Annotated in this window: 16 protein-coding genes and 1 tRNA gene; 2 read left to right on the top strand and 15 right to left on the bottom strand. The window is 71.7% G+C overall.

What is annotated here, in order from left to right; all coding sequences use genetic code 11:
• Window positions 1–26: 26 nt before the first annotated feature.
• Entirely contained in the window at window positions 27–887 is an 861-nt protein-coding gene (locus tag HMPREF2833_RS11850) for a glycosyltransferase (RefSeq protein ID WP_019309358.1), read from the bottom strand.
• Window positions 874–1806 carry a glycosyltransferase family protein gene (locus tag HMPREF2833_RS11855; protein WP_019309359.1) on the bottom strand — a complete coding sequence of 311 codons (933 nt, stop codon included), beginning with the start codon at window positions 1804–1806 and terminating at the stop codon, window positions 874–876. The genes HMPREF2833_RS11850 and HMPREF2833_RS11855 overlap by 14 nt, the downstream gene beginning before the upstream one ends.
• Window positions 1807–2031: 225 nt before the next feature.
• Between HMPREF2833_RS11855 and HMPREF2833_RS11860 the strand changes: the two genes are divergently transcribed.
• On the top strand, window positions 2032–3000 hold the full coding sequence (locus HMPREF2833_RS11860) for an NAD-dependent epimerase/dehydratase family protein (protein ID WP_070638423.1): 969 nt from the start codon (window positions 2032–2034) through the stop codon (window positions 2998–3000).
• Between the two features lie 132 nt (window positions 3001–3132).
• On the opposite strand, the gene HMPREF2833_RS11865 is transcribed toward HMPREF2833_RS11860, so the two are convergent.
• The 9 genes from HMPREF2833_RS11865 to argS all read right to left on the bottom strand — a co-directional run bounded on the left by HMPREF2833_RS11865 (window position 3133) and on the right by argS (window position 15607).
• The gene (locus tag HMPREF2833_RS11865; protein ID WP_070638425.1) at window positions 3133–4236 is read right to left on the bottom strand and encodes an L-threonylcarbamoyladenylate synthase; all 1104 of its coding nucleotides are present in this window, start codon (window positions 4234–4236) and stop codon (window positions 3133–3135) included.
• The gene (gene prmC, locus HMPREF2833_RS11870; RefSeq protein ID WP_070638428.1) at window positions 4233–5123 is read right to left on the bottom strand and encodes a peptide chain release factor N(5)-glutamine methyltransferase; all 891 of its coding nucleotides are present in this window, start codon (window positions 5121–5123) and stop codon (window positions 4233–4235) included. Before prmC ends, HMPREF2833_RS11865 begins: the two co-directional genes overlap by 4 nt.
• A gap of 5 nt (window positions 5124–5128) precedes the next feature.
• Complete coding sequence (gene prfA / locus HMPREF2833_RS11875) at window positions 5129–6238, bottom strand: peptide chain release factor 1 (protein ID WP_019309363.1); 1110 nt, start codon at window positions 6236–6238, stop codon at window positions 5129–5131.
• A gap of 52 nt (window positions 6239–6290) precedes the next feature.
• A complete protein-coding gene (rho, locus tag HMPREF2833_RS11880; protein ID WP_059281182.1) occupies window positions 6291–8411 on the bottom strand; it encodes a transcription termination factor Rho in 2121 nt (706 codons plus the stop codon).
• A gap of 294 nt (window positions 8412–8705) precedes the next feature.
• Window positions 8706–9668, bottom strand: coding sequence for a homoserine kinase (thrB, locus tag HMPREF2833_RS11885; RefSeq protein WP_083311057.1), 963 nt, complete (start codon window positions 9666–9668; stop codon window positions 8706–8708).
• Window positions 9669–9724: 56 nt separating this feature from the next.
• A complete protein-coding gene (thrC, locus tag HMPREF2833_RS11890; protein ID WP_070638432.1) occupies window positions 9725–10834 on the bottom strand; it encodes a threonine synthase in 1110 nt (369 codons plus the stop codon).
• Window positions 10835–10939: 105 nt separating this feature from the next.
• Window positions 10940–12256, bottom strand: coding sequence for a homoserine dehydrogenase (locus HMPREF2833_RS11895; RefSeq protein ID WP_070638435.1), 1317 nt, complete (start codon window positions 12254–12256; stop codon window positions 10940–10942).
• Between the two features lie 242 nt (window positions 12257–12498).
• Window positions 12499–13932 carry a diaminopimelate decarboxylase gene (gene lysA, locus HMPREF2833_RS11900; RefSeq protein ID WP_070638438.1) on the bottom strand — a complete coding sequence of 478 codons (1434 nt, stop codon included), beginning with the start codon at window positions 13930–13932 and terminating at the stop codon, window positions 12499–12501.
• A gap of 4 nt (window positions 13933–13936) precedes the next feature.
• The gene (gene argS, locus HMPREF2833_RS11905) at window positions 13937–15607 is read right to left on the bottom strand and encodes an arginine--tRNA ligase (protein WP_047978494.1); all 1671 of its coding nucleotides are present in this window, start codon (window positions 15605–15607) and stop codon (window positions 13937–13939) included.
• Between the two features lie 121 nt (window positions 15608–15728).
• Here argS and HMPREF2833_RS11910 point away from each other — a divergent pair.
• Window positions 15729–15801, top strand: a tRNA-Arg gene (locus HMPREF2833_RS11910).
• Window positions 15802–15894: 93 nt separating this feature from the next.
• On the opposite strand, the gene HMPREF2833_RS11915 is transcribed toward HMPREF2833_RS11910, so the two are convergent.
• From HMPREF2833_RS11915 to HMPREF2833_RS11930, 4 genes are read right to left on the bottom strand one after another with little or no spacing between them, the layout of a single operon-like run.
• Complete coding sequence (locus HMPREF2833_RS11915) at window positions 15895–16266, bottom strand: hypothetical protein (protein WP_083311058.1); 372 nt, start codon at window positions 16264–16266, stop codon at window positions 15895–15897.
• Between the two features lie 5 nt (window positions 16267–16271).
• The gene (locus tag HMPREF2833_RS11920; protein WP_019309371.1) at window positions 16272–17180 is read right to left on the bottom strand and encodes an ABC transporter ATP-binding protein; all 909 of its coding nucleotides are present in this window, start codon (window positions 17178–17180) and stop codon (window positions 16272–16274) included.
• A gap of 4 nt (window positions 17181–17184) precedes the next feature.
• On the bottom strand, window positions 17185–18153 hold the full coding sequence (locus HMPREF2833_RS11925; RefSeq protein WP_019309372.1) for an ABC transporter permease: 969 nt from the start codon (window positions 18151–18153) through the stop codon (window positions 17185–17187).
• A 5-nt stretch (window positions 18154–18158) separates the two neighbouring features.
• The gene (locus HMPREF2833_RS11930) at window positions 18159–19151 is read right to left on the bottom strand and encodes an ABC transporter substrate-binding protein (RefSeq protein WP_047978484.1); all 993 of its coding nucleotides are present in this window, start codon (window positions 19149–19151) and stop codon (window positions 18159–18161) included.
• Window positions 19152–19267 lie beyond the last annotated feature (116 nt).

Raw genomic sequence — 19267 nt, forward strand, 5'->3', positions numbered from 1 at the left:
CCGTTGTCCTTTCGGGTGCGCGCGGGTCAGCCGTTGCGGTGGCCCACCATGAGCCGGTAGGCCGTCTCGCGCACCCGCAGGGGCACGAACCGGTAGCCGCCGCGCACCATGACGTTCACGGCCCATTGTAGGAACCCCACGTGCCCCAGGGCCCGCAACCTGGCCTGCAGCGCGAGCTCCGCCTTCAGGACCCGGTACCCGCCGCGGCGTTCGTAGGACCCGGAGGAGACGCGGTACCCGACCAGCGGCTCACCCACGTTGCGCACGTCCGCCCCCGCGTGGAGCATGCGCGCCCACAGCCAGTAGTCCTCCGCCATGGGCACGTCCTCGTAGCCTCCCACGGCCTCCACGGCGCTGCGGCGCAGCACCACCGTGGGGTGGGACAGCGGGTTGCGGCGACGGCTCACGGCCGCGATGCGTTCCGCGCCCACGGGTGCCGCGCGCAGTGCCACGGGGTTCTGCTCGTCGTCCCCGATCTCGTGCATGGACGCGCCCACGACGTCCGCGCCGTCCTCGATCAGGGGAAGCTGCTGCTCGAAGCGCCGGGGGTAGGCGACGTCGTCCGCGTCCGCCCGCGCCACGACGTCGTGCGCGCACTGCGGCAGGGCGGTGTGCAGGGCGCGAGCCAGACCGCCGTTCTGGGCGAGCCGCAGCACACGGACCGGAATCTGCGAGTCCGCCTCGAGACGGCGCAGCTCGGTCTCCAGCGGGGGCGACACGGGGCCGTCCTGGACGAGGACCACCTCGGCCGGCGGCCGGGTCTGGTCCACGGTGTTGGACTCCACCGCGCGCCGCAGCCGCTCGGGCGTGTCCCCGTGGTAGACGGGGAGCAGGACCGAGAACGGGACGGGGATCCCCGCAGCGTCCAGCGGCTCAGCGAGGGCCACCGAAACCCCGCCCGCGCATGCCGTCGGTGTAGAGCCGCGCCCACGTGCGCAGGCCCTTGAGATCCCTGGTCTTGATGTAGTGGGCCGGGTAGCCGATCGCGTCCGCCCCCAGCTGCACCACGCGCTTGTAGTGCCACGAGACGTACCCGCGGTTGCGGAAGAAGTGGCGCTGCTTGAACTCCCCCGGCGGGATCAGCACCTGCAGCTTGCCGGGAACCACCACGTGCTCCTCGTCCCACCCCGGGGGGTGGGAGACCGCCGTGGTGGTCACGGTGCCGAACGGCAGACCGCTGCGGCGAAGCCGCACCAGGAAGTCCACCTCGTCCCCGCGCAGGAACAGCTTGAGGTCCGGCAGCCCCACGCGGAAGAACACGGACTCGTCCACCAGGGCGCCGTTGAAGAAGTTGGCGTAGGAGTCGAGGAAGCCCAGGGGTTCGAGGTCCGCCCGCCGGTGCGTGATGCCGCCCTCCAGCCGGTACGGGAAGGAGAGCAGCGAGTGGTCCTGCGGTGCCACGATCAGGGGTGAGACCACCGCGAGGTCGCGCTCCCGCGCGGCGGTGCGCAGCACGGCGAGGCACTCGGGGTCCTCGGGGTGGGCGTCGTCGTCCATGAGCCAGACCTGCTCCGAGCCGGCCGCGAGCGCCGTGAGGATCGCGAGCGCGAAGCCGCCCGCGCCACCCAGGTTGGCCTCCGAGCGGCGGTAGTGCAACGCGAACGCTCCCCCGATCCGCTGGCGCAGCCGGTCCTCGTCCAGGGCGGCGCGCCCCGCGTCCACGAGGCACAGGCTCGCCACGGGCTCGGTCTGGACGCGCAGCGCGTCGATCAGGGTGTCGACGTCGCCGGGCCGGTCCTGCGTTACGCACGCCACACCCACGCGCGCCCCCTCGTGGTCGGTGGCCCTGGCACTGTTCTCCGTCATTGACGCCCCCGAGACGACTCGTGATTCTGGCGGTGTTCGCTCACCCCGTGCCGGAGAGCGCCGCGGCAGCGGCACCCGGGCGCGGATGAACTCCCGGAGTCTATCAACGCCCACCCGGACGACGCCTCGGTGTCCGCTGGACGCCCGCGGCTCGGTCACGGCATCCGCCCTGCCCGGCCGGGCGCTACCGTACGATGGTCGAACCACCATGGGAGGAGACACACAGTGACGGTTCACAGCTGGCGCGTTCTCGGAGCGACGGGTTTCATCGGCTCCGCGATCACCACGGCCCTGCAGGCCCGGAGCATCCCGGTGACACCCGTGGCCTCACCCCGCCTGGCCTCCCCGGCCACCACCGTCCACCACCTCGTGGAGCACGCCCAGCGGCTCGAGTCCGTGATCGACTACCTGGCCGACTCCTTCGCCGGCGCGGACACCGTGGTCAACGCGGCCGGCCTGGCCGCACCGGACCAGACCCACCAGCAGTCCCTGACGGGTGCCAACGCCCTGCTGCCGGTGCTGGTGGCGCTCGCGGCGCACCGCACCGGAGTCCGGCGGGTCATCCACATGAGTTCCGCGTCCGTGCAGGCGGACGCCCCCGTGCTGGACGAGTCCATCCGCACCGCGCCGTTCTCCCCGTACTCGTTCTCCAAGGCGCTCGGAGAATCCGCGTTGTACCGGCTGCACTCCGAGTGGCGCTCCGAGAAGGGCGCACCCCAGCTCATCGTGATCCGCGCCACGTCCGTGATGGGCAGCGAGCGGCGGACCACGCGCAGGCTCGCGCGCTTCGCCTCCTCGCCGCTGAGCTCGGTGGCCGGGGACGGCTCCGCACCCACGCCCGTCACCTCGGTGACCGCGCTCGCGCAGTTCACCGTGTCCGTGGGCGAGTTCCCCCGGGCCCTGCCGCCCGTGATCCTGCAGCCCTGGGAGGGCGCCACCACCGGCTCCGTCCTGCGCGACGCTGGACGCCGGGAGCCGCTGTCCATCCCGCCCTGGCTGTGCCGCGCCGCGATCGCTTCCGCGCGTTTCCTCTCGCAGGCATCGGGGCACCGCTACGCCGGCGCCATCCGGCGGCTCGAGGTCACGTGGTTCGGCCAGCAGCAGGTTCCGGGCTGGGCGCACGAGAACGGTGTGCTGCCGGAGCCGCACGTGCAGGAAGTGCTGCGCCAGGCCCACCTGGCCCTCGGCCGCTGAGACGCGCTCCCGCGCACTCCCCCGCGACGACGCCGCCCGGCCCGCACCGCCGCGCCGAAACCGTCGGCGCCAGGGACGGCCTCCGGGCGAACTGCGCCTGCGCCGCGCGCTTGCGGGGGTGCCGGGGCAGGGTCAGGCCTGCGGGTCCTGGGTGCCGTCGGCCACGAGCCGTTCGGCGTCCGCCATGCTCAGCGCACTCGTGCCACCCCAGCGGGGCTCGTGCCGGTGGTTGCGGTCCCGCACCTGGTCCACCGGGCGTGCATCCTGTGACGGGCCGTCCCACACCATGGCGGTGATGAGCTCCTCGTCGGACGTCTCGTCACCCTCCTCGGCGTCTCCGTTCACGGTAGCGGGCCGACCGGTCCGCACGGCGCTGCCCGCCAGGCCGGCGGCCACCGCGCCAGTGGGCTCCACGCCGTTCTGCTCGGCACGTTCTTCACAGTCCCGCGCGGACGACGCCGCCGCTGCCGTGTCAGCACCGCCCGTTGCGCCGTCCTCGTGGGCACGGCCGTCCCCGGCCGACGCGGAGGGGCGCTGCGAGGTGGCCTGGGCCGCGGCGTCGTCGAACCCGCCGCCGTGGACCGCGGGGACGACCTCGCGCAGCCGTTGCAGGGGGATGGCGCCGTGGCGCAGCACCACCGGCGCCTCCCCCGTGCAGTCGACGATGGTGGAGGCGGTGTCCCGTGCGTCCTCCGCGGGCTCCTCGACCGGCCGGGGACCGTCGTCGAGGTAGAGCGGCACCCGGTCCTGGAGCATGTCCTGGGCCGCCTGCGCCGTGCGGGCGGCGGGCATTCCGGTGCGGTTCGCCGAGGAGACCGCCATGGGACCCACCCGCTCGAGCACGGCCCGCGCGGCGACGTCGTCCGGCACGCGCAGCGCCACCGTGCCGTGCGTCTCGCCGAGGTCCCAGCCGAGGGACGGCTGGGCCCAGCACACCAGGGTCAGGGCCCCGGGCCAGAAGGCCTCGGCGAGGGCGCGGGCGTCCTCGCTGACCTGGTCCGCGAGCGCCTCCATGACCTCGGGGCGGGCGATCAGCACCGGCGGCGGCATCTCGCGGGTGCGGCCCTTGGCGCCCAGCAGGCCCTGCACGCCCGGCGCGGAGAAGGCGTCGCAGCCGATGCCGTACACCGTGTCCGTGGGAAGCACGACGCACTCGCCGTCGGCCACCACCTCCGCGGCCCGCGCCACGGCGGTCTCCCGCTCCTCCTCGGTCCCGCAGGGCAAGATCTCGCTCACGAGCAGCTCCTCAGCTCATCGTCCGGGTGTGCGTCCGGCACTCGGGCCGTGGTGGCCCGGGGCCGGTCGGTCAGGTCGTGGTGGACGCGGACGTCCTGAAACCCGCGCTCGGTCAGAGCCAGCGCCACGGGCTCCACCTGGGCCTCCGCGTGCTCCATGATGAAGGATCCCCCGGGTCGCAGCACCCGCAGAGCCGTCTCCATCGCGGCGATCGGGTGGCGCATCCCGGCTCGGTCACCACCGTAGAGCGCGGTGGGCGGGTCGTAGTCGCGCACCTCCGGGTCCCGGGGAATCTCGCCGTCCGGAACGTAGGGCGGGTTGCTCACGACCACGCAGAAGTGCCCGGCAGTGTCCGGGGTGACGTCCCGGTAGTCGCATTCCAGCAGTCGCACGCGCGAACCGGACAGGTTGCGGCGGGCCCACTCCAGGGCACCGGGTTCCCGCTCCACGGCGGTGACCCGGCACGCGGGGTCCTCGCTCGCCACGGCCAGGGCGATCGCCCCGGTGCCGGTGCCCAGGTCGATCACGGCAGGGTGGGTCTCGCCCGCCTCGCGCCAGAGCCGCGCGTCGTCGAGCGCGAGCTGCACGAGCAGCTCCGTCTCGGGACGGGGCACGAAGACCCCGGGGCCCACGGCGAGCTCCAGGTCGCGGAAGGGCGCGGTGCCCGTGATGTGCTGCAGCGGCTCCCGGGCGGCCCTGCGCCGGACGAGGTCGCGGTAGCCCGCGGGTTCGGGTGCCCCCAGGATCGCGCGGGCCTCGGTCTCACCGCGTGAGAGCCCCAGCGCGTGGGCGGCGAGCAGAGCGGCGTCGGCGTCCGGGGACGCGACACCCGCGGCGGCGAGCTCCGCCCGACCCCACGCGACGGCCTGCGCCAGAGTGCTGCTCACCGGACTCAGCTCTTCCGACCCGCGGACCCCTGCTCCGCCGAGTCCTGGCCCAGCTGCTCCAGGCGGGCCCTCTCGTCGAGCTCGACCGCCGAGGCGATCACCGGTTCCAGCGCGCCGTCCAGGACGTGGTCCAGGTTGTAGGCCTTGTAGCCGGTGCGGTGGTCCGCGATCCGGTTCTCCGGGAAGTTGTAGGTGCGGATCCGCTCCGAGCGGTCCACGGTGCGGACCTGGGACTTGCGGGCCGCGGCGTTCTCCGCGTCGATCTGCTCCTGCTGGTGCGCGAGCAGCCGGGCGCGCAGCACGCGCATGGCCGCCTCGCGGTTCTGCAGCTGGGACTTCTCGTTCTGCATGGAGACCACGATCCCCGTGGGGACGTGGGTGATGCGCACGGCCGAGTCCGTGGTGTTCACGGACTGACCGCCGGGACCGGAGGAGCGGTAGACGTCGATCTTGAGGTCGTTCTGGCTGATGTCGATCTCGTCCGGCTCGTCCACCTCGGGGAACACGAGGACACCCGCGGCGGACGTGTGCACCCGACCCTGGGACTCGGTCACGGGAACTCGCTGCACACGGTGGACCCCGCCCTCGTACTTGAAGCGGGCCCATGCCCCCTCGGACGGGTCCGAGGAGCTGCCCTTGACGGCGAGCTGGACGTCCTTGTAGCCGCCCAGCTCGGTGGGGGTCGAGGAGAGGATCTCGGTCTTGAGACCGGACTGCTCCGCGAAGCGCACGTACATGCGCAGCAGGTCCCCGGCGAAGAGCGCGGACTCGTCCCCGCCCTCCCCCGCCTTGACCTCGAGGATCACGTTGCGGCCGTCGTCCGGGTCGCGCGGGACGAGCTTGCGGCGCAGCGCCTCACGGGCCTCCACGAGCTCGTCCTCGAGGGGCTTGACCTCCGCCGCGAGCTCGGGATCCATGCTCCCGAGCTCGCGCGCGGCCTCGAGGTCCTCGGACAGCCGTTCCACCCGACGGTGCGCCTCCACGATCCCGTTGAGCTCGGAGTAGCGCCGCCCGAGCTTCCGGGCCCGGCCCGCGTCCGCGTGCACGGCGGGATCCGCCAGTTCGCGCTGCAGCTGAGCGTGCTCATCCAGCAGCGGCTGAACGGGGTCGGACATGTGGGGCACTCCTTGATCGACGGGTGGAACGAGCGGACCGCGGGTGCGGTTCCTAGTGGCCGGCCAGCGTGGTCTTCTGGACCTGCATCAGGAACTCGGCGTTGGACTGGGTGTCCCGCAGCTTGCTGGTGAGCAGCTCGAGCGCCTGCTGCTGCTCCAGACCGGAGAGCACGCGGCGCAGGCGCCACATGATCTTGATCTCCTCGGAGGACAGCAGGTTCTCCTCGCGGCGGGTGCCGGAGGAGTTGACGTCCACGGCCGGGAAGATGCGACGGTCCGCGAGCTGGCGGGAGAGCCGCAGCTCCATGTTGCCCGTGCCCTTGAACTCCTCGAAGATGACCTCGTCCATCTTGGACCCGGTCTCCACGAGCGCGGTGGCCAGGATGGTGAGCGAGCCGCCATTCTCGATGTTGCGGGCGGCGCCGAAGAACTTCTTGGGCGGGTACAGCGCCGCGGAGTCGACACCACCGGACAGGATGCGCCCGGAGGCGGGGGCCGACAGGTTGTACGCACGGCCCAGACGCGTCATGGAGTCCAGCAGGACCACCACGTCCATGCCCATCTCCACGAGGCGCTTGGCGCGCTCGATCGCGAGCTCCGCGACCGTGGTGTGGTCGTCCGCGGGACGGTCGAAGGTCGAGGCGATGACCTCGCCCTTCACCGTGCGCTGCATGTCGGTGACCTCCTCGGGGCGCTCGTCCACGAGCACCATCATGAGGTGCACCTCGGGGTTGTTGGTGGTGATCGCGTTGGCGATCGACTGCAGCATGAGGGTCTTGCCCGCCTTGGGCGGGGAGACGATCAGGCCGCGCTGGCCCTTGCCGATCGGTGCCACGAGGTCCACCACGCGGGGACCGATCTTCTTGGGGTCGGTCTCCAGGCGCAGCCGCTCCTGCGGGTAGAGCGGGACGAGCTTGTTGAACTCCACCCGCTCCTTGTTCTCCTCGGGCGTGCGACCGTTGACCGAGGTCAGCTGCACGAGCGCGGAGAACTTCTGGCGGGAGCTGTTGTGCTGCTCCCCCTCGCGCGGGGCACGGATGGCGCCCACCACGGCGTCGCCCTTGCGCAGGTTGTTCTTCTTGACCTGCGAGAGGCTCACGTAGACGTCCGAGGGACCCGGGAGGTAGCCGGAGGTGCGCACGAAGGCGTAGTTGTCCAGCACGTCCAGGATGCCCGCCACGGGCAGCAGGACGTCGTCCTCGGTGATCTCCACGTCGTCCACGTCCGGGCCGTTGTTCCGGTTGCGGCGGTTGCGACGCTCGTTGCGGTCGTTGCGGTCCCCGCGCTCGCCGCGGTCATTGCGGTCGTTGCGGTTGCGGTTGCGCCGGTTGCGGCGCGAGCCGCCCTCGCCGTCCCCGCCGTTGTTGCCGCGGTCGTTGCGGTTGCGGTTGCGGTCGTTGCGGTTCTGGCCGTCCTGGCCGTTGCCGCCGTCCCCGGACCCGTTGTCCTTGGACCCGTTGTCCTTGCCGCCGCGGCGGTTCCCCTGGTCCTGGCCGTTGTCCTTGGCATCGCCCTGCTGGCGCTGACGGCCGCCCTCGGAGCGGTTGTCCTGGCCGGACTTCTGGTCCTGCTTGCCCTCGCGGGACTTCTCGTCCTGCGAGGAGGCGTCGCGGTCCTGCGGCGAGGACTTCTCGTTGCGGTTGCCGCGGCCGCGCTGGTTGCGGTTGCCGCGGCCGTCCTTGGACTCGTCGGACTGCTGCTCGGAGCCGTCCTGGGCGGAGCTCTGCTCGGCCGACTGCTCCGCATCGTTCTTGTCCTGGCCGGAGCGGGCGCCGTGGCGGTCCCCGGAGGCCGTGGCGCGGCGGGAGCGCCGCGAACCGGACTGGCGCTTGCCGCCCTGGTCCCCGGACTCGTCCTCGGCGGACTCGGTGGACTTCTGCTGCGAGCCCTCGGCGGGCTCAGCGGCGTCGTCGGAGCCGGTGTGGCGCTGGGAGGCCTTGCGGGCGGTCTGCTGGATCTTCTCCTCGACGGCCTTGTCGCGCTCGGCGACGGCGCCGCCGCGCTGGTGGGCCTCGATGGCCTCCACGAGGAGGGACTTGCGCATGCGGCGCGCGCCCGTGATGCCGAGCTGCGCGGCGAGCGCCTGCAGCTGGGCGAGCTTGAGACCGGACAGTCCGGTGCTCTGCGCGGTGGAGGATTCCGTTCCCTGTTCGGGGGCGGTGGATTCTGTCACGAAGGTTCCTTCTGACTCGGTGGGGGCTGCGGCATTCAGATCGCCGGCAGCCCGGCGTTGTGGGTGTGGGCCGCGCGCGGCGGGCCACGAGAGGCACGCGCGGTGAGCACGCGTGATCAGCAATGAAGTCCCCCGAATCCCCCGCTCGAGCGAACTGCCACATCACAGAGGTGGCGGGGCTTCACGGGAGAGGATCGCAGAGAGGCGACGCCTTCGAACACCTGCGGTGGGTCACTGCGCACGGGGCTCAACTGCGGGGCTGCGTCATCCGACAGGCGGACGCTCACCCGGGGCCTATTGCGTGGATGCCTCCACTTTAGCACCCTCGCCGGGCACCCGCAGGGCAAGCACCCGCCACGACACGGGCTCGCCCCCGTGGCGGCGGGTCGACGACGCCGGGTCCGCGGTGATCTCCCCGATCGCCTCCTGCGCCGCTCGCGCCCGCTGCCCACCGTTCGCGAGCGTCAGCACCGTGGGGCCCGCACCGGAGATCAGAGCGGCGTGACCGCGCTCGCGCAGCCCGGTCACGAGCTCCCAGCTGGGCGCCATGGCCTGCGCGCGGTAGGGCTGGTGGAGCAGGTCGTGCGTGGCGTCCAGCAGCAGCTCGGGGTGCTGCCCGAGGGCCGCCACGAGCAGCGCGGCCCGGCCCGCGGTGACCGCCGCGCTGCGGTGGGCCACGGTCTCGGGAAGCAGCCCGCGTGCCACCGCAGTGGCCACCTCGAAGTCCGGAACAGCCACCACCGGCACCACGTCCGGGTGCACGGCCACCGGAACACTGTGGAAATGCCCTTCCGTCTCCCAGGAGATCGTCAGACCGCCCAGGAGGGTGGGGGCCACGTTGTCCGGGTGTCCCTCGAGCCGCGAGCACACCTGCAGCAGGGCGTCGTCGGAGAGCCGCGCGGATGCCGGCAGCAGGGCGTTGCCCGCGAGCACACCCGCCACCACCGCGGAGGCGGACGATCCCATCCCGCGCCCGTGCGGGATCACGTTGTGGGCCGTGAGCCGCACCGGGGGCAGGACGCCGGCCCCGGCGGCGTCGAACGCGGCCTGCGCGGCACGCAGCACCAGGTGCTCGCCCGTGCGCGGGACGTCCTGGGAACCCTCGCCGTGCAGCTCGAACTCCAGGCCCTCGCGGATGCGGGTGAGGCTCACGGTGTCACGGTGCTCCAGTGCGAGGCCCAGGGAGTCGAAGCCGGGACCCACGTTGCCCGTGGACGCCGGCACCGTGACGCGCACGGTGGCGCCCACCGGTGCCACGCCGCCGTCCACGCGCCCTGCCCCGTGGGCCGCCGGGCGCGCCGATTCCCGGGCGCTCACGCGAGACCGAGGGCCGCCGCGACGGACACCACGTCGAAGGGAACCCGCGTGGGCTCCGCCGCCTGCGGATCCTCCGCCTCGGCACCCTTGACGGCCCACTGCGGGTCCTTGAGCCCGTGGCCCGTGACGGTCGCGACGATCGTCGCACCGGAGGGCACCTCCCCCGCGCGCGCCTTCTTGAACAGTCCCGCGACGCTCGCGGCGGAGCCCGGCTCCACGAACACGCCCTCGCGCGAGGACAGCCAGCGGTGCGCCTCCAGGATCTGCTCGTCCGTGACGGCGTCGATGAGTCCGCCGGACTCGTCCCGGGCCGCGACCGCCGTGTCCCACGAGGCCGGGTTGCCGATCCGGATGGCCGTGGCAATGGTCTCCGGCTCCGTCACGGGGTGGCCCAGCACGAGGGGCGCTGCGCCCTCCGCCTGGAAGCCCCACATGGCCGGGGTGCGCGTGGCCACGGCGGGCAGCACCTCACCGGACGTGGCCGGGGTGTCCTGCGCGTACTCGCGGTAGCCCTTCCAGTACGCGGTGATGTTCCCGGCGTTGCCCACGGGCAGCACGTGGATGTCCGGGGCGTCGCCCAGGGTGTCCACCACCTCGAACGCCGCGGTCTTCTGGCCCTCGATGCGGTACGGGTTCACGGAGTTCACCAGGAACACCGGGTAGGACTCGGAGAGCTTGCGGGCGACCTCCAGGCAGTTGTCGAAGTTGCCGTCCACCTGGATGATGTCCGCTCCGTGGGCCACGGCCTGGGACATCTTGCCCATGGAGATCTTGCCCTCGGGCACCAGCACCGCGCTGCGCATCCCGGCCTGCTTGGCGTAGGCGGCCGCGGACGCGGACGTGTTGCCGGTGGACGCGCACACCACGGCCTGCGCCCCGGCCTCCTTGGCCTTGGTGATGGCCATGGTCATGCCGCGGTCCTTGAAGGAGCCCGTGGGGTTCATGCCCTCGAACTTGAGCCACACGGTGGAGCCCGTGAGCTCGGACAGCGCCCGCGCACGGATCAGCGGGGTGCCGCCCTCCCCCATGGTCACGACCTCGGTCTGCTCCGTCACCGGCAGCCGGTCCCTGTACTCGTTGATGACGCCCCGCCAGACGTGTGCCATGCCGTGTTGCTCCTCGGGTCAAGTGCTTGCAGTTCAGCTCGTGCTCCGACCGCCTCCGGGCGGTCACCGGTTGCCGGGCGACGACGCCGCCGCCCGGTTCGCGCTCTATTCTCCCGTCTCCACCGGGGTCACGGACACCACGTCCCGGACCGCGTCGAGGCCGCGCAGCGTCTCGACCGTGGCCATGAGGTCCTCGTGGCGGCCCTCGTGCGTGACCAGGCGCAGCATCGAGGTTCCGGTCACCCGGGGGTCCTCGCTCTGCTGCATGGTGGAGATGGAGACCCCGTGGTCCGCGAAGACCTGGGCGAGCCGCGCGAGCACACCCAGCCGGTCGGACACGGCCAGGGTCACGGCCAGCCGGGTGCGGACGTCGGCCATGCTCACCGCGGGCAGTCCCGCGTGGTCCGCGAGCGGGATCCCCTGGGCCCCCAGGGCGATCGCGCGTGCCGCGGAGACCAGGTCCCCCAGCACCGCGGACGCCGTGGGCTCACCGCCGGCACCCTGTCCGTAGAACATCAGGGACCCGGCCGAGGCCGCCTCCACGAACACCGCGTTGTAGGCCCCGCGCACCCCGCCGAGCACGTGCTGGCGCGGGATCATCACGGGACTCACGCGCAGGTTCACGCCCTCCCCGCAGCGCTCCCCCACCGACAGCAGCTTGATCACGTACCCGGCTTCCCGTGCGGCCGCGACGTCCTCCGCCGTGACACCCCGGATGCCCTCGCAGTGGACGTCGTCGATCGTGTAGCTGGAGTGGAACGCCAGGGACGCCAGCACGGCGGTCTTGGCGGCGGCGTCGTGGCCCTCCACGTCCGCGGTGGGGTCCGCCTCCGCGTAGCCCAGGCGCTGGGCCTCGGCCAGGGCGTCGTCGAACGCGGCACCCGTGGTGTCCATCTGGTCCAGGACGAAGTTGGTGGTGCCGTTCATGATGCCCAGGAACCGGTCCACGCGGTCGCCCGCGAGCGAGTCCCGCATGGGGCGCACGATCGGGATGGCCCCGGCCACCGCGGCCTCGTAGGACAGCTGGGCGCCCGAGGCACCCGCGGCGTCCTGCAGCTGCCGTCCGGACTCCGCGAGCAGCGCCTTGTTGCCCGTGATCACGGACTTGCCCGCGTCCAGAGCGCGCAGCACGCGCGTGCGGGTGGGCTCGATCCCGCCCGTGAGCTCCACGACGACGTCCGCGGCGTCGATCACGGCATCCGCGTCCGTGGTCAGCAGCTCGGCGGGCAGCTCGACGTCCCGCGGGGCGGCCGTGTCCCGCACCGCGATCCCGCTCAGTTCCAGGCGCACCCCGCTGCGCAGGGCCAGCTCGTCCCCACGCGTGAGCAGGACGTGGGCCACCTGGGAGCCCACGGTGCCCGCGCCGAGCAGGCCGACCTTCAGGACGGGAGTCTCGTGGGTGGTCGTCGCAGTGGTGGTCATGGCTCCTGTGCTCCTCCGTGGTCTCACGGGTGTCGGTGACATGGGGTGGGCCGCCGCCGTGGTGCGCTGCGGCCCCGGGCGGGCTGCCCGCGCCGTGCTCCGGCCGGGCGGTGGTCCAGCTGGGCAGGGCGGGTGTTCGCGGGATGCCCGCCCCATCATGGCAAGGACGACGACGCCGCGCAGGTTCGTGACGGCTGCCCGCGGTTGGTGCGCACGCCGTCGTCGTCGATCTCGCCGAGCGGTCAGATTTCGCAGTCCCGGGCCAGCAGATCCGCCACGGACTCGCGGCGCACGATCTCCCGGGAGGTGCCGCCCTCGCCCACGGCCACGATGCCCGGGCGCGGGAGCCAGTTGTAGTTGCTCGACAAGGACCAGCAGTAGGCGCCGGTCACGGGCACCACCAGGAGGTCGCCCCGCTGGACGTCCCCGGGGAGGTAGACGTCCTTGACCACCACGTCACCGGACTCGCAGTGCTTGCCCACCACGCGGGACAGCACGGGGGCCTCGTGGGAGACCCTGTTGGCGAGCACCGCGGTGTAGTCCGCCCCGTAGAGCACGGGACGGGCATTGTCGCTCATCCCGCCGTCCACGGAGACGTAGCGGCGCTGCACACCCTGCTCGACCGTCACGGTCTTGACGGTGCCCACGGTGTACACCGTGCAGCCCGCGGGCCCCGCGATGTATCGACCGGGCTCGAAGGACAGGTGCGGTGCCGGCAGCGCGGAGGACTCCAGGACGGCCGGGAGCAGGGCGGCGAGGTCCGCCGCGATCTCCTCGACACCGCGCGGGGAGTCCGCGGCGGTGTAGGCGACCCCGTGTCCTCCGCCGAGGTCCACCTCGGGCAGCACCACGTCCCAGCGGGAGGCCACGGCCTCCCGCAGCGCCAGGACGCGCTGGGCCGCCTGGGCGAATCCCTCGGCCGCGAAGATCTGGGAGCCGATGTGGCAGTGCAGACCGCGCAGGTCCAGGGCGTCGGCGGCGTCGAGGCACGAGACCACCGCCTGCAGGGCCGGGGAGTCCTCGCCCTCTGCGCCGGCGGCGAGCGAGAGACCGAACTTCTGGTCCTCGTGCGCCGTGGCGATGAACTCGTGCGTGGAGGCGTGCACCCCCGGGGTCACGCGGACCATCACGGGGGCCCGGGTGCCGAGCTCCCGCGCGAGCGCGGCCACCAGCTCGATCTCCGCGAGGGAGTCCACCACGATGCGCCCCACACCGGCGCGCAGCGCGGTGGTGATCTCCGCGGCGGACTTGTTGTTGCCGTGCAGGGCGATGCGCTCACCGGGAACCCCGGCTGCGAGTGCAACGGCCAGCTCCCCACCGGAGGCGGTGTCGATGCTGAGTCCCTCGGCCAGTGCCCAGCGGGCCACCGCCGAGGTGAGCAGGGCCTTGGACGCGTAGTACACGGCCACGTCCACCCCGAGCGGTGACAGGGCGCGTTCGAACGCCTCCCGGAAGCCACGGGCACGGGACCGGAACGTGCGCTCCGAGACCACGTACGCCGGGGACCCGTGCCGCCGCGCGAGCTCCGTGACCGGGACCCCGTCCACCGTGACGCACCCGGAAGCGTCCCGGGCGTACTGGGACGTGAAGACCACGGGATCCAGAGTGGCCGCGTCCGGTGGGAGGGGCAGCCACGCGGGGGCGAGCGGGTGGCCGCTCACGCTCTGCTCGGGCACCGGATCACATCCGCTCGGGAGCGGAGACGCCCAGCAGGTCCAGCCCGTTGGCCAGGACCTGGCGCACGGCGTCGTTGAGCCACAGCCGGGTGTGGTGCACGAGTTCCACCTCGCCGTCGCCCTGCGGGGTCACGCGGCACGCGTCGTACCAGCGATGGTACGCACCGGCCAGCGCCTCGAGGTGCCGGGCCACGCGGTGCGGTTCACGGAACTCGGCGGCCTGCGCGACGACCGACGGGTACTGCCCCAGGGCCGCGAGCAGGTCCGCCTCGCGGGGGTGCTCCAGCAGGGCGGCGTCGAACTGCGGGGCCCCCGCCTCGTCCAGACGACGGACGCCGGCGGCCTCCGCGTTGCGCGCGACCGCGCACGTGCGGGCGTGCGCGTACTGCACGTAGAACACGGGGTTCTCGTTGGACCGCTTGGTGAGCACGTCCAGGTCGATGTCGATGTTGGAGTCCACCGAGTAGCGCGTGAGGGAGTAGCGGGCGGCGTCCACGCCCACGACCTCCACGAGGTCCTCCATGGTCACCACCGTGCCCGCACGCTTGGACATCCGCACGGCGGTGCCGTCCTTGACAAGGTTGACCATCTGGCCGATCAGCACCTCCACGGCCTCCGGGGAGTCCCCGAGGGCGGCGGCCGCGGCCTTGAGCCGGGCCACGTAGCCGTGGTGGTCCGCACCCAGCATGTAGATGCACAGGTCCGCGCCGCGGTCCCGCTTGTTCTTGAAGTACGCGATGTCACCGGCGATGTAGGCGGCGTTGCCGTCCGACTTGATGACCACGCGGTCCTTGTCGTCCCCGTGCTCCGTGGAGCGCAGCCACCACGCGCCGTCCTCGAAGTACAGCGAGTCCGAGGAGCGCAGCTGCTCCAGCAGGGTCTCCACCTGACCGCCCTGGAACAGGGAGTCCTCGTGGAAGAAGACGTCGAAGTCCACGCCGAACTCGTGCAGCGAGGACTTGATCTGGGAGAACATCAGCTCCACGCCCGCCGCGCGGAAGACCTCCTGCGGATCCTCCGCCTCCAGCGCGTCCGGGTGCAGCGCCAGGACCTCCTGGGCGATGTCCGAGATGTACTGCCCGCCGTAGCCGTCCTCCGGGGCGGCCTCGCCCCGGGCACGGGCCAGCAGGGACCGGGCGAAGCGGTCGATCTGGTTGCCGTGGTCGTTGAAGTAGTACTCGCGCACCACGTCCGCGCCCTGGGCCTGCAGCACGCGCGCCAGCGAGTCCCCCACGGCGGCCCAGCGGGTGCCGCCCAGGTGGATGGGGCCCGTGGGGTTGGCGGAGACGAACTCCAGGTTGATGGTGGTTCCGGCCAGCGTCTGCCCGGTGCCGAACGCGCGGCCCTGCTCCACGACCGACTGCGCCAGCTCACCCGCGGCGGCGGCGTCGAGCGTGATGTTGAGGAAGCCCGGCCCGGCGATGTCCACGGCCTTCACACCGGGTACCCCGCACAGGTGCTGCGAGAGGATCTGGGCGACGTCCCGCGGGGGGCGCCCGACCTTCTTGGCCACCTGCATGGCCACCGTGGTGGCCCAGTCCCCGTGCTCGCGGTTCTTGGGTCGCTCCACCCGCGCCTGCGGGAGGTCGACGCCGTCCGCCACGGTGAGCTCACCGGCGGTCACGGCGTCCTGCAGACATGCGGACACAGCGGAGGAAAGTTCTTCAGGAGTCACCGTGCCAGTGTAGCCGGGCGGGTTCTGCCGCACCGACTCCCGCTGATTGGTGCACCCGCGCAACCTGGTAGTATCGTCGAGTTGTCGTCGCGAGCCGAGCAGTTGGTGAACGGCACGGCACGCCCGCGTAGCTCAGTGGATAGAGCGTCTGCCTCCGGAGCAGAAGGTCGTAGGTTCGAATCCTGTCGCGGGCACCCTGAAAGCTCCACCCGTTGACGACGGCCCCGGTGACCCCGGGGCCGTTGTCATGTCCGGGCCTGTCGTCCTGTCCGGGCCCGCAGCACCTCTCAGCGCCGACCGCGCCGCTGCTCGCGGATCCTGTAGTTCGGGTTCAGCTCGAGCGGGTCGTACTCGTTCATGACGGACTCGGAGCCGTACTGCTCCTCGAGCAGCGCGTCCTCCGCCACCGGCTCGGGCGGCGCGGTGCGCCGCAGGACGACCCCCACGATCGTGAGGATCCCTCCCACGAACAGGGTGCCGAATCCCACGATGGTCATCACCCAGCCGCGCTCGGTGAGCGGCTGGCCCCCGTGGTCCGCGGCCGCCTGGCTGAGCGCCGCGAGACCCTCCGGCAGGGAGAAGCAGCACACGAAGAGCAGAATCAGCCCCACCGCAGTGATGACGGACGTCAGGCGCTGTCTGCGGCGGGGCTGACTCATGGTGATCACTGACCTTCCGGTGCCACCTCCGCGGCGGAGGAGCCACCCGTGGGAGCGCCACCGGCGGGGACGCCCCGGGAGGGGGCGGCCGACGGTGCGGCGCTGCGAGCTGTTTCCAGAAGCGTAGCGTCATCCAGTGCCGGCTCGCCCGTGGCCGCCTGCAGCTTGCGGAACTCGGCCAGCAGGTCCGCCACGGTGGCCTCCGCCTTCTGCTGGGCGTCCAGCTCGAAGAGGATCCGGCCCTCGTGCATCATGATCAGCCGGTTGCCCAGGCGCAGGGCCTGCTCCATGTTGTGCGTGACCATGAGCGTGGTGAGGTGGCGCTCGTTCACGATCCGCTCGGTGATCTCCGTGACGTGCTGCGCCCGCTGGGGATCCAGTGCGGCCGTGTGCTCGTCCAGCAGCAGGATCTCCGGGGCGGAGAACGTGGCCATCAGCAGCGACAGCGCCTGGCGCTGACCACCGGACAGCAGACCCACCTTGGCGCCCAGCCGGTTCTCCAGACCCAGCTCGAGGGTGGCCAGCTCCTTCCTGAACTCCTCCCGCCGGGCGCGGGTGACCCCGCGGGACAGCCCGCGGGAACGGCCCCGCCGCTGGGCGATCGCCATGTTCTGCTCGATGGTCAGGGTGGGCGAAGAGCCCTTCATGGGGTCCTGGAACACACGGGAGATCCACTTGGCCTTGCGGTGCTCGGGCAGCCGGGTGACCACCCGCTCCCCCACCCGGATCTCCCCGCTGTCCGGGATGATCGTCCCGGAGACCGTGTTGAGCAGCGTAGACTTTCCCGCGCCGTTCGAGCCGATGACCGTGACGAAGTCGCCCTCGTTCACCGTGAGACTCACCCCGTTCAGGGCCACGCGCTCGTTGACCGTCCCCGCGAAGAACGTCTTGCGGACGTCGTCGACTGTCAGCATGCGGTCACGCTCCCTTTCCGGCTGAGGTTGTGGCGATGCTGGCGGTCACGGGGTGCTCGGTGCTGCTCCCCACGTCCGCCTGCACCTCCTGGGCGGCCTTGAGCGTGCGGCGCCGCTTCCAGCGCTTGAACACGGCCATCTGGGGCAGCACGAGCGCCACCACCACGAGCACCGCAGAGATCAGCTTCATGTCCGAGGGGTTCAGCCCGGCCTGCAGCGCCACCGTGATGACCAGGCGGTACAGCACGGATCCCAGGACCACCGCGAAGGTGGCGACCACCACGGTGCGGTGGCCGAAGATGCCCTGGCCGAGGATCACGGAGGCCAGGCCCACCACGATCATGCCGATGCCCATGCCGATGTCCGCGAAGCCCTGGTACTGCGCGATCAGTGCGCCCGCGAGGCCCACCAGGGCGTTGGAGAGGCACAGCCCGAGGATCTTCTGCGCGTCCGTGTTGACCCCGAACGAGCGGATCATGTCCGGGTTGTCACCCGTGGCCTGCATGGCCAGACCGGCATCCGTGTAGAGGAACCAGTCCAGCACCACCTTGACCACCAGCACTCCCACGAGCAGCAGCAGGACGCCGGTGACCGTGCCCTGCAGCCCGGCCTCGCGCAGCGGGGTGAAGACGGTGTCCTCACGCAGCAGCGCGAGGTTCGCCTTCCCTCCCATGAGCCGCAGGTTGATGGAGTACAGCGCGGTCATGGTCAGAATGCCCGCGAGCAGCCCGTTGATCTTGGCCTTGGTGTGCAGCAGGGCGGTGATGAGCCCCGCGAGGCCGCCCGCCACGAAACCCACCACGGTGGCGATCCACGGGCTGCCGCCGTTGAGGATCACCATGGCCGAGGTGGCGGCTCCGGTGGTGAACGACTGGTCCACGGTGAGGTCCGGGAAGTCCAGCACGCGGAACGTGAGGTAGACCCCCAGGGCCATGACCGCGTAGATCAGCCCGAGTTCGATTCCAGCAATCACCGGTTCTACTCGATGACCTGGTCGGCCTTGTCCCGCAGGCTCTGCGGGATCTCCACGCCCATGGCCTTGGCGGCCTTGGCATTGACGATGAGCTTGGTCTCCTTCTGGGACTCCACGGCCATCTCACCGGGCTTGGCGCCGTCCTTGAGGATCTTCACCGCCATCTCACCGGTCTGCTTGCCGAGGTCCTTGTAGCTCAGCCCCTGGGTGGCCAGCGCACCGCGCTCCACGGAGTCTCCCTCGCCCGCGATGAGCGGGATCTTCTTGGCCTCGGCCGCGGAGATCACGGCCTCCAGCCCGGCCACGACCTTGTTGTCGGTGGGCACGTAGATGGCGTCGGTGTCGAAGGACTCCGCGGCCTGGGCCACCTCAGCCGTGGTGGTGACGGTCTTCTCCACGACCTTGAGACCCTCGGCCTCGGCGGCCTTCTTGGCCTCGTCCACCTGGATCTGCGAGTTGGTCTCACCCGAGCTGTAGATGATGCCCACGGACTTGGCGCCCGGCTCGAGCTGCTTGACCAGCTTGATCTGGTCCGCCACGGGGTTCATGTCGGTGGTGCCCGTGACGTTGCCGCCCGGGGCCTCCGCGAAGTCCACGAGGCCGGCGTCCACCGGGTCCGTCACGGCGGTGAAGAGCACGGGCTTGTCCGTGACGGCCTGGGCCAGCGACTGTGCGGACGGCGTGGCGATGCCGAGGATGAGGTCGTCCCCTGAGGACGCGAAGTTGGAGGCGATGTTCGTGGCGGTGGCCTGGTCCCCCGAGGCGTTCTGCACGTCCAGGGTGAGGTTCTCGCCCTCGGTGTAGCCGCCGTCCTTGAGAGCCTCCACGAAGCCCTCCCGCGCGGCGTCGAGCGAGGGGTGCTCCACGAACTGGGAGATGCCCACGGTGACCTTCTTGGTCTCCTTGCCGTCGCCCGACTGCTCGCCGCCGGAGCCGCAGCCGGTGAGCAGCAGGGCGGCCGTCGTGGCCGCCGCGGCGACCGGGAGTAGACGCTTCATGGGGTGGTTCCTTCCATCACGGATCAATGATGAGTGGATGCTACCTGCCGATCGGTCGAAAATGAGACGCAGCTCACATATAGGGACAATTTCGCGTGTCACCTGGGCGGGAACGC

The sequence above is a fragment of the Kocuria sp. HMSC066H03 genome, assembly GCF_001812045.1.
Classification (GTDB): domain Bacteria; phylum Actinomycetota; class Actinomycetes; order Actinomycetales; family Micrococcaceae; genus Kocuria; species Kocuria rhizophila.

Excerpts from the sequence above, each read along its gene's own strand:
- HMPREF2833_RS11895 (WP_070638435.1), bottom strand. The coding sequence starts at position 12,256 with ATGACCACCACTGCGACGACCACCCACGAGACTCCCGTCCTGAAGGTC.
- HMPREF2833_RS11920 (WP_019309371.1), bottom strand. The coding sequence starts at position 17,180 with ATGCTGACAGTCGACGACGTCCGCAAGACGTTCTTCGCGGGGACGGTC.
- prfA (WP_019309363.1), bottom strand. The coding sequence starts at position 6,238 with ATGTCCGACCCCGTTCAGCCGCTGCTGGATGAGCACGCTCAGCTGCAG.
- thrC (WP_070638432.1), bottom strand. The coding sequence starts at position 10,834 with ATGGCACACGTCTGGCGGGGCGTCATCAACGAGTACAGGGACCGGCTG.
- HMPREF2833_RS11915 (WP_083311058.1), bottom strand. The coding sequence starts at position 16,266 with ATGAGTCAGCCCCGCCGCAGACAGCGCCTGACGTCCGTCATCACTGCG.
- HMPREF2833_RS11855 (WP_019309359.1), bottom strand. The coding sequence starts at position 1,806 with ATGACGGAGAACAGTGCCAGGGCCACCGACCACGAGGGGGCGCGCGTG.
- HMPREF2833_RS11930 (WP_047978484.1), bottom strand. The coding sequence starts at position 19,151 with ATGAAGCGTCTACTCCCGGTCGCCGCGGCGGCCACGACGGCCGCCCTG.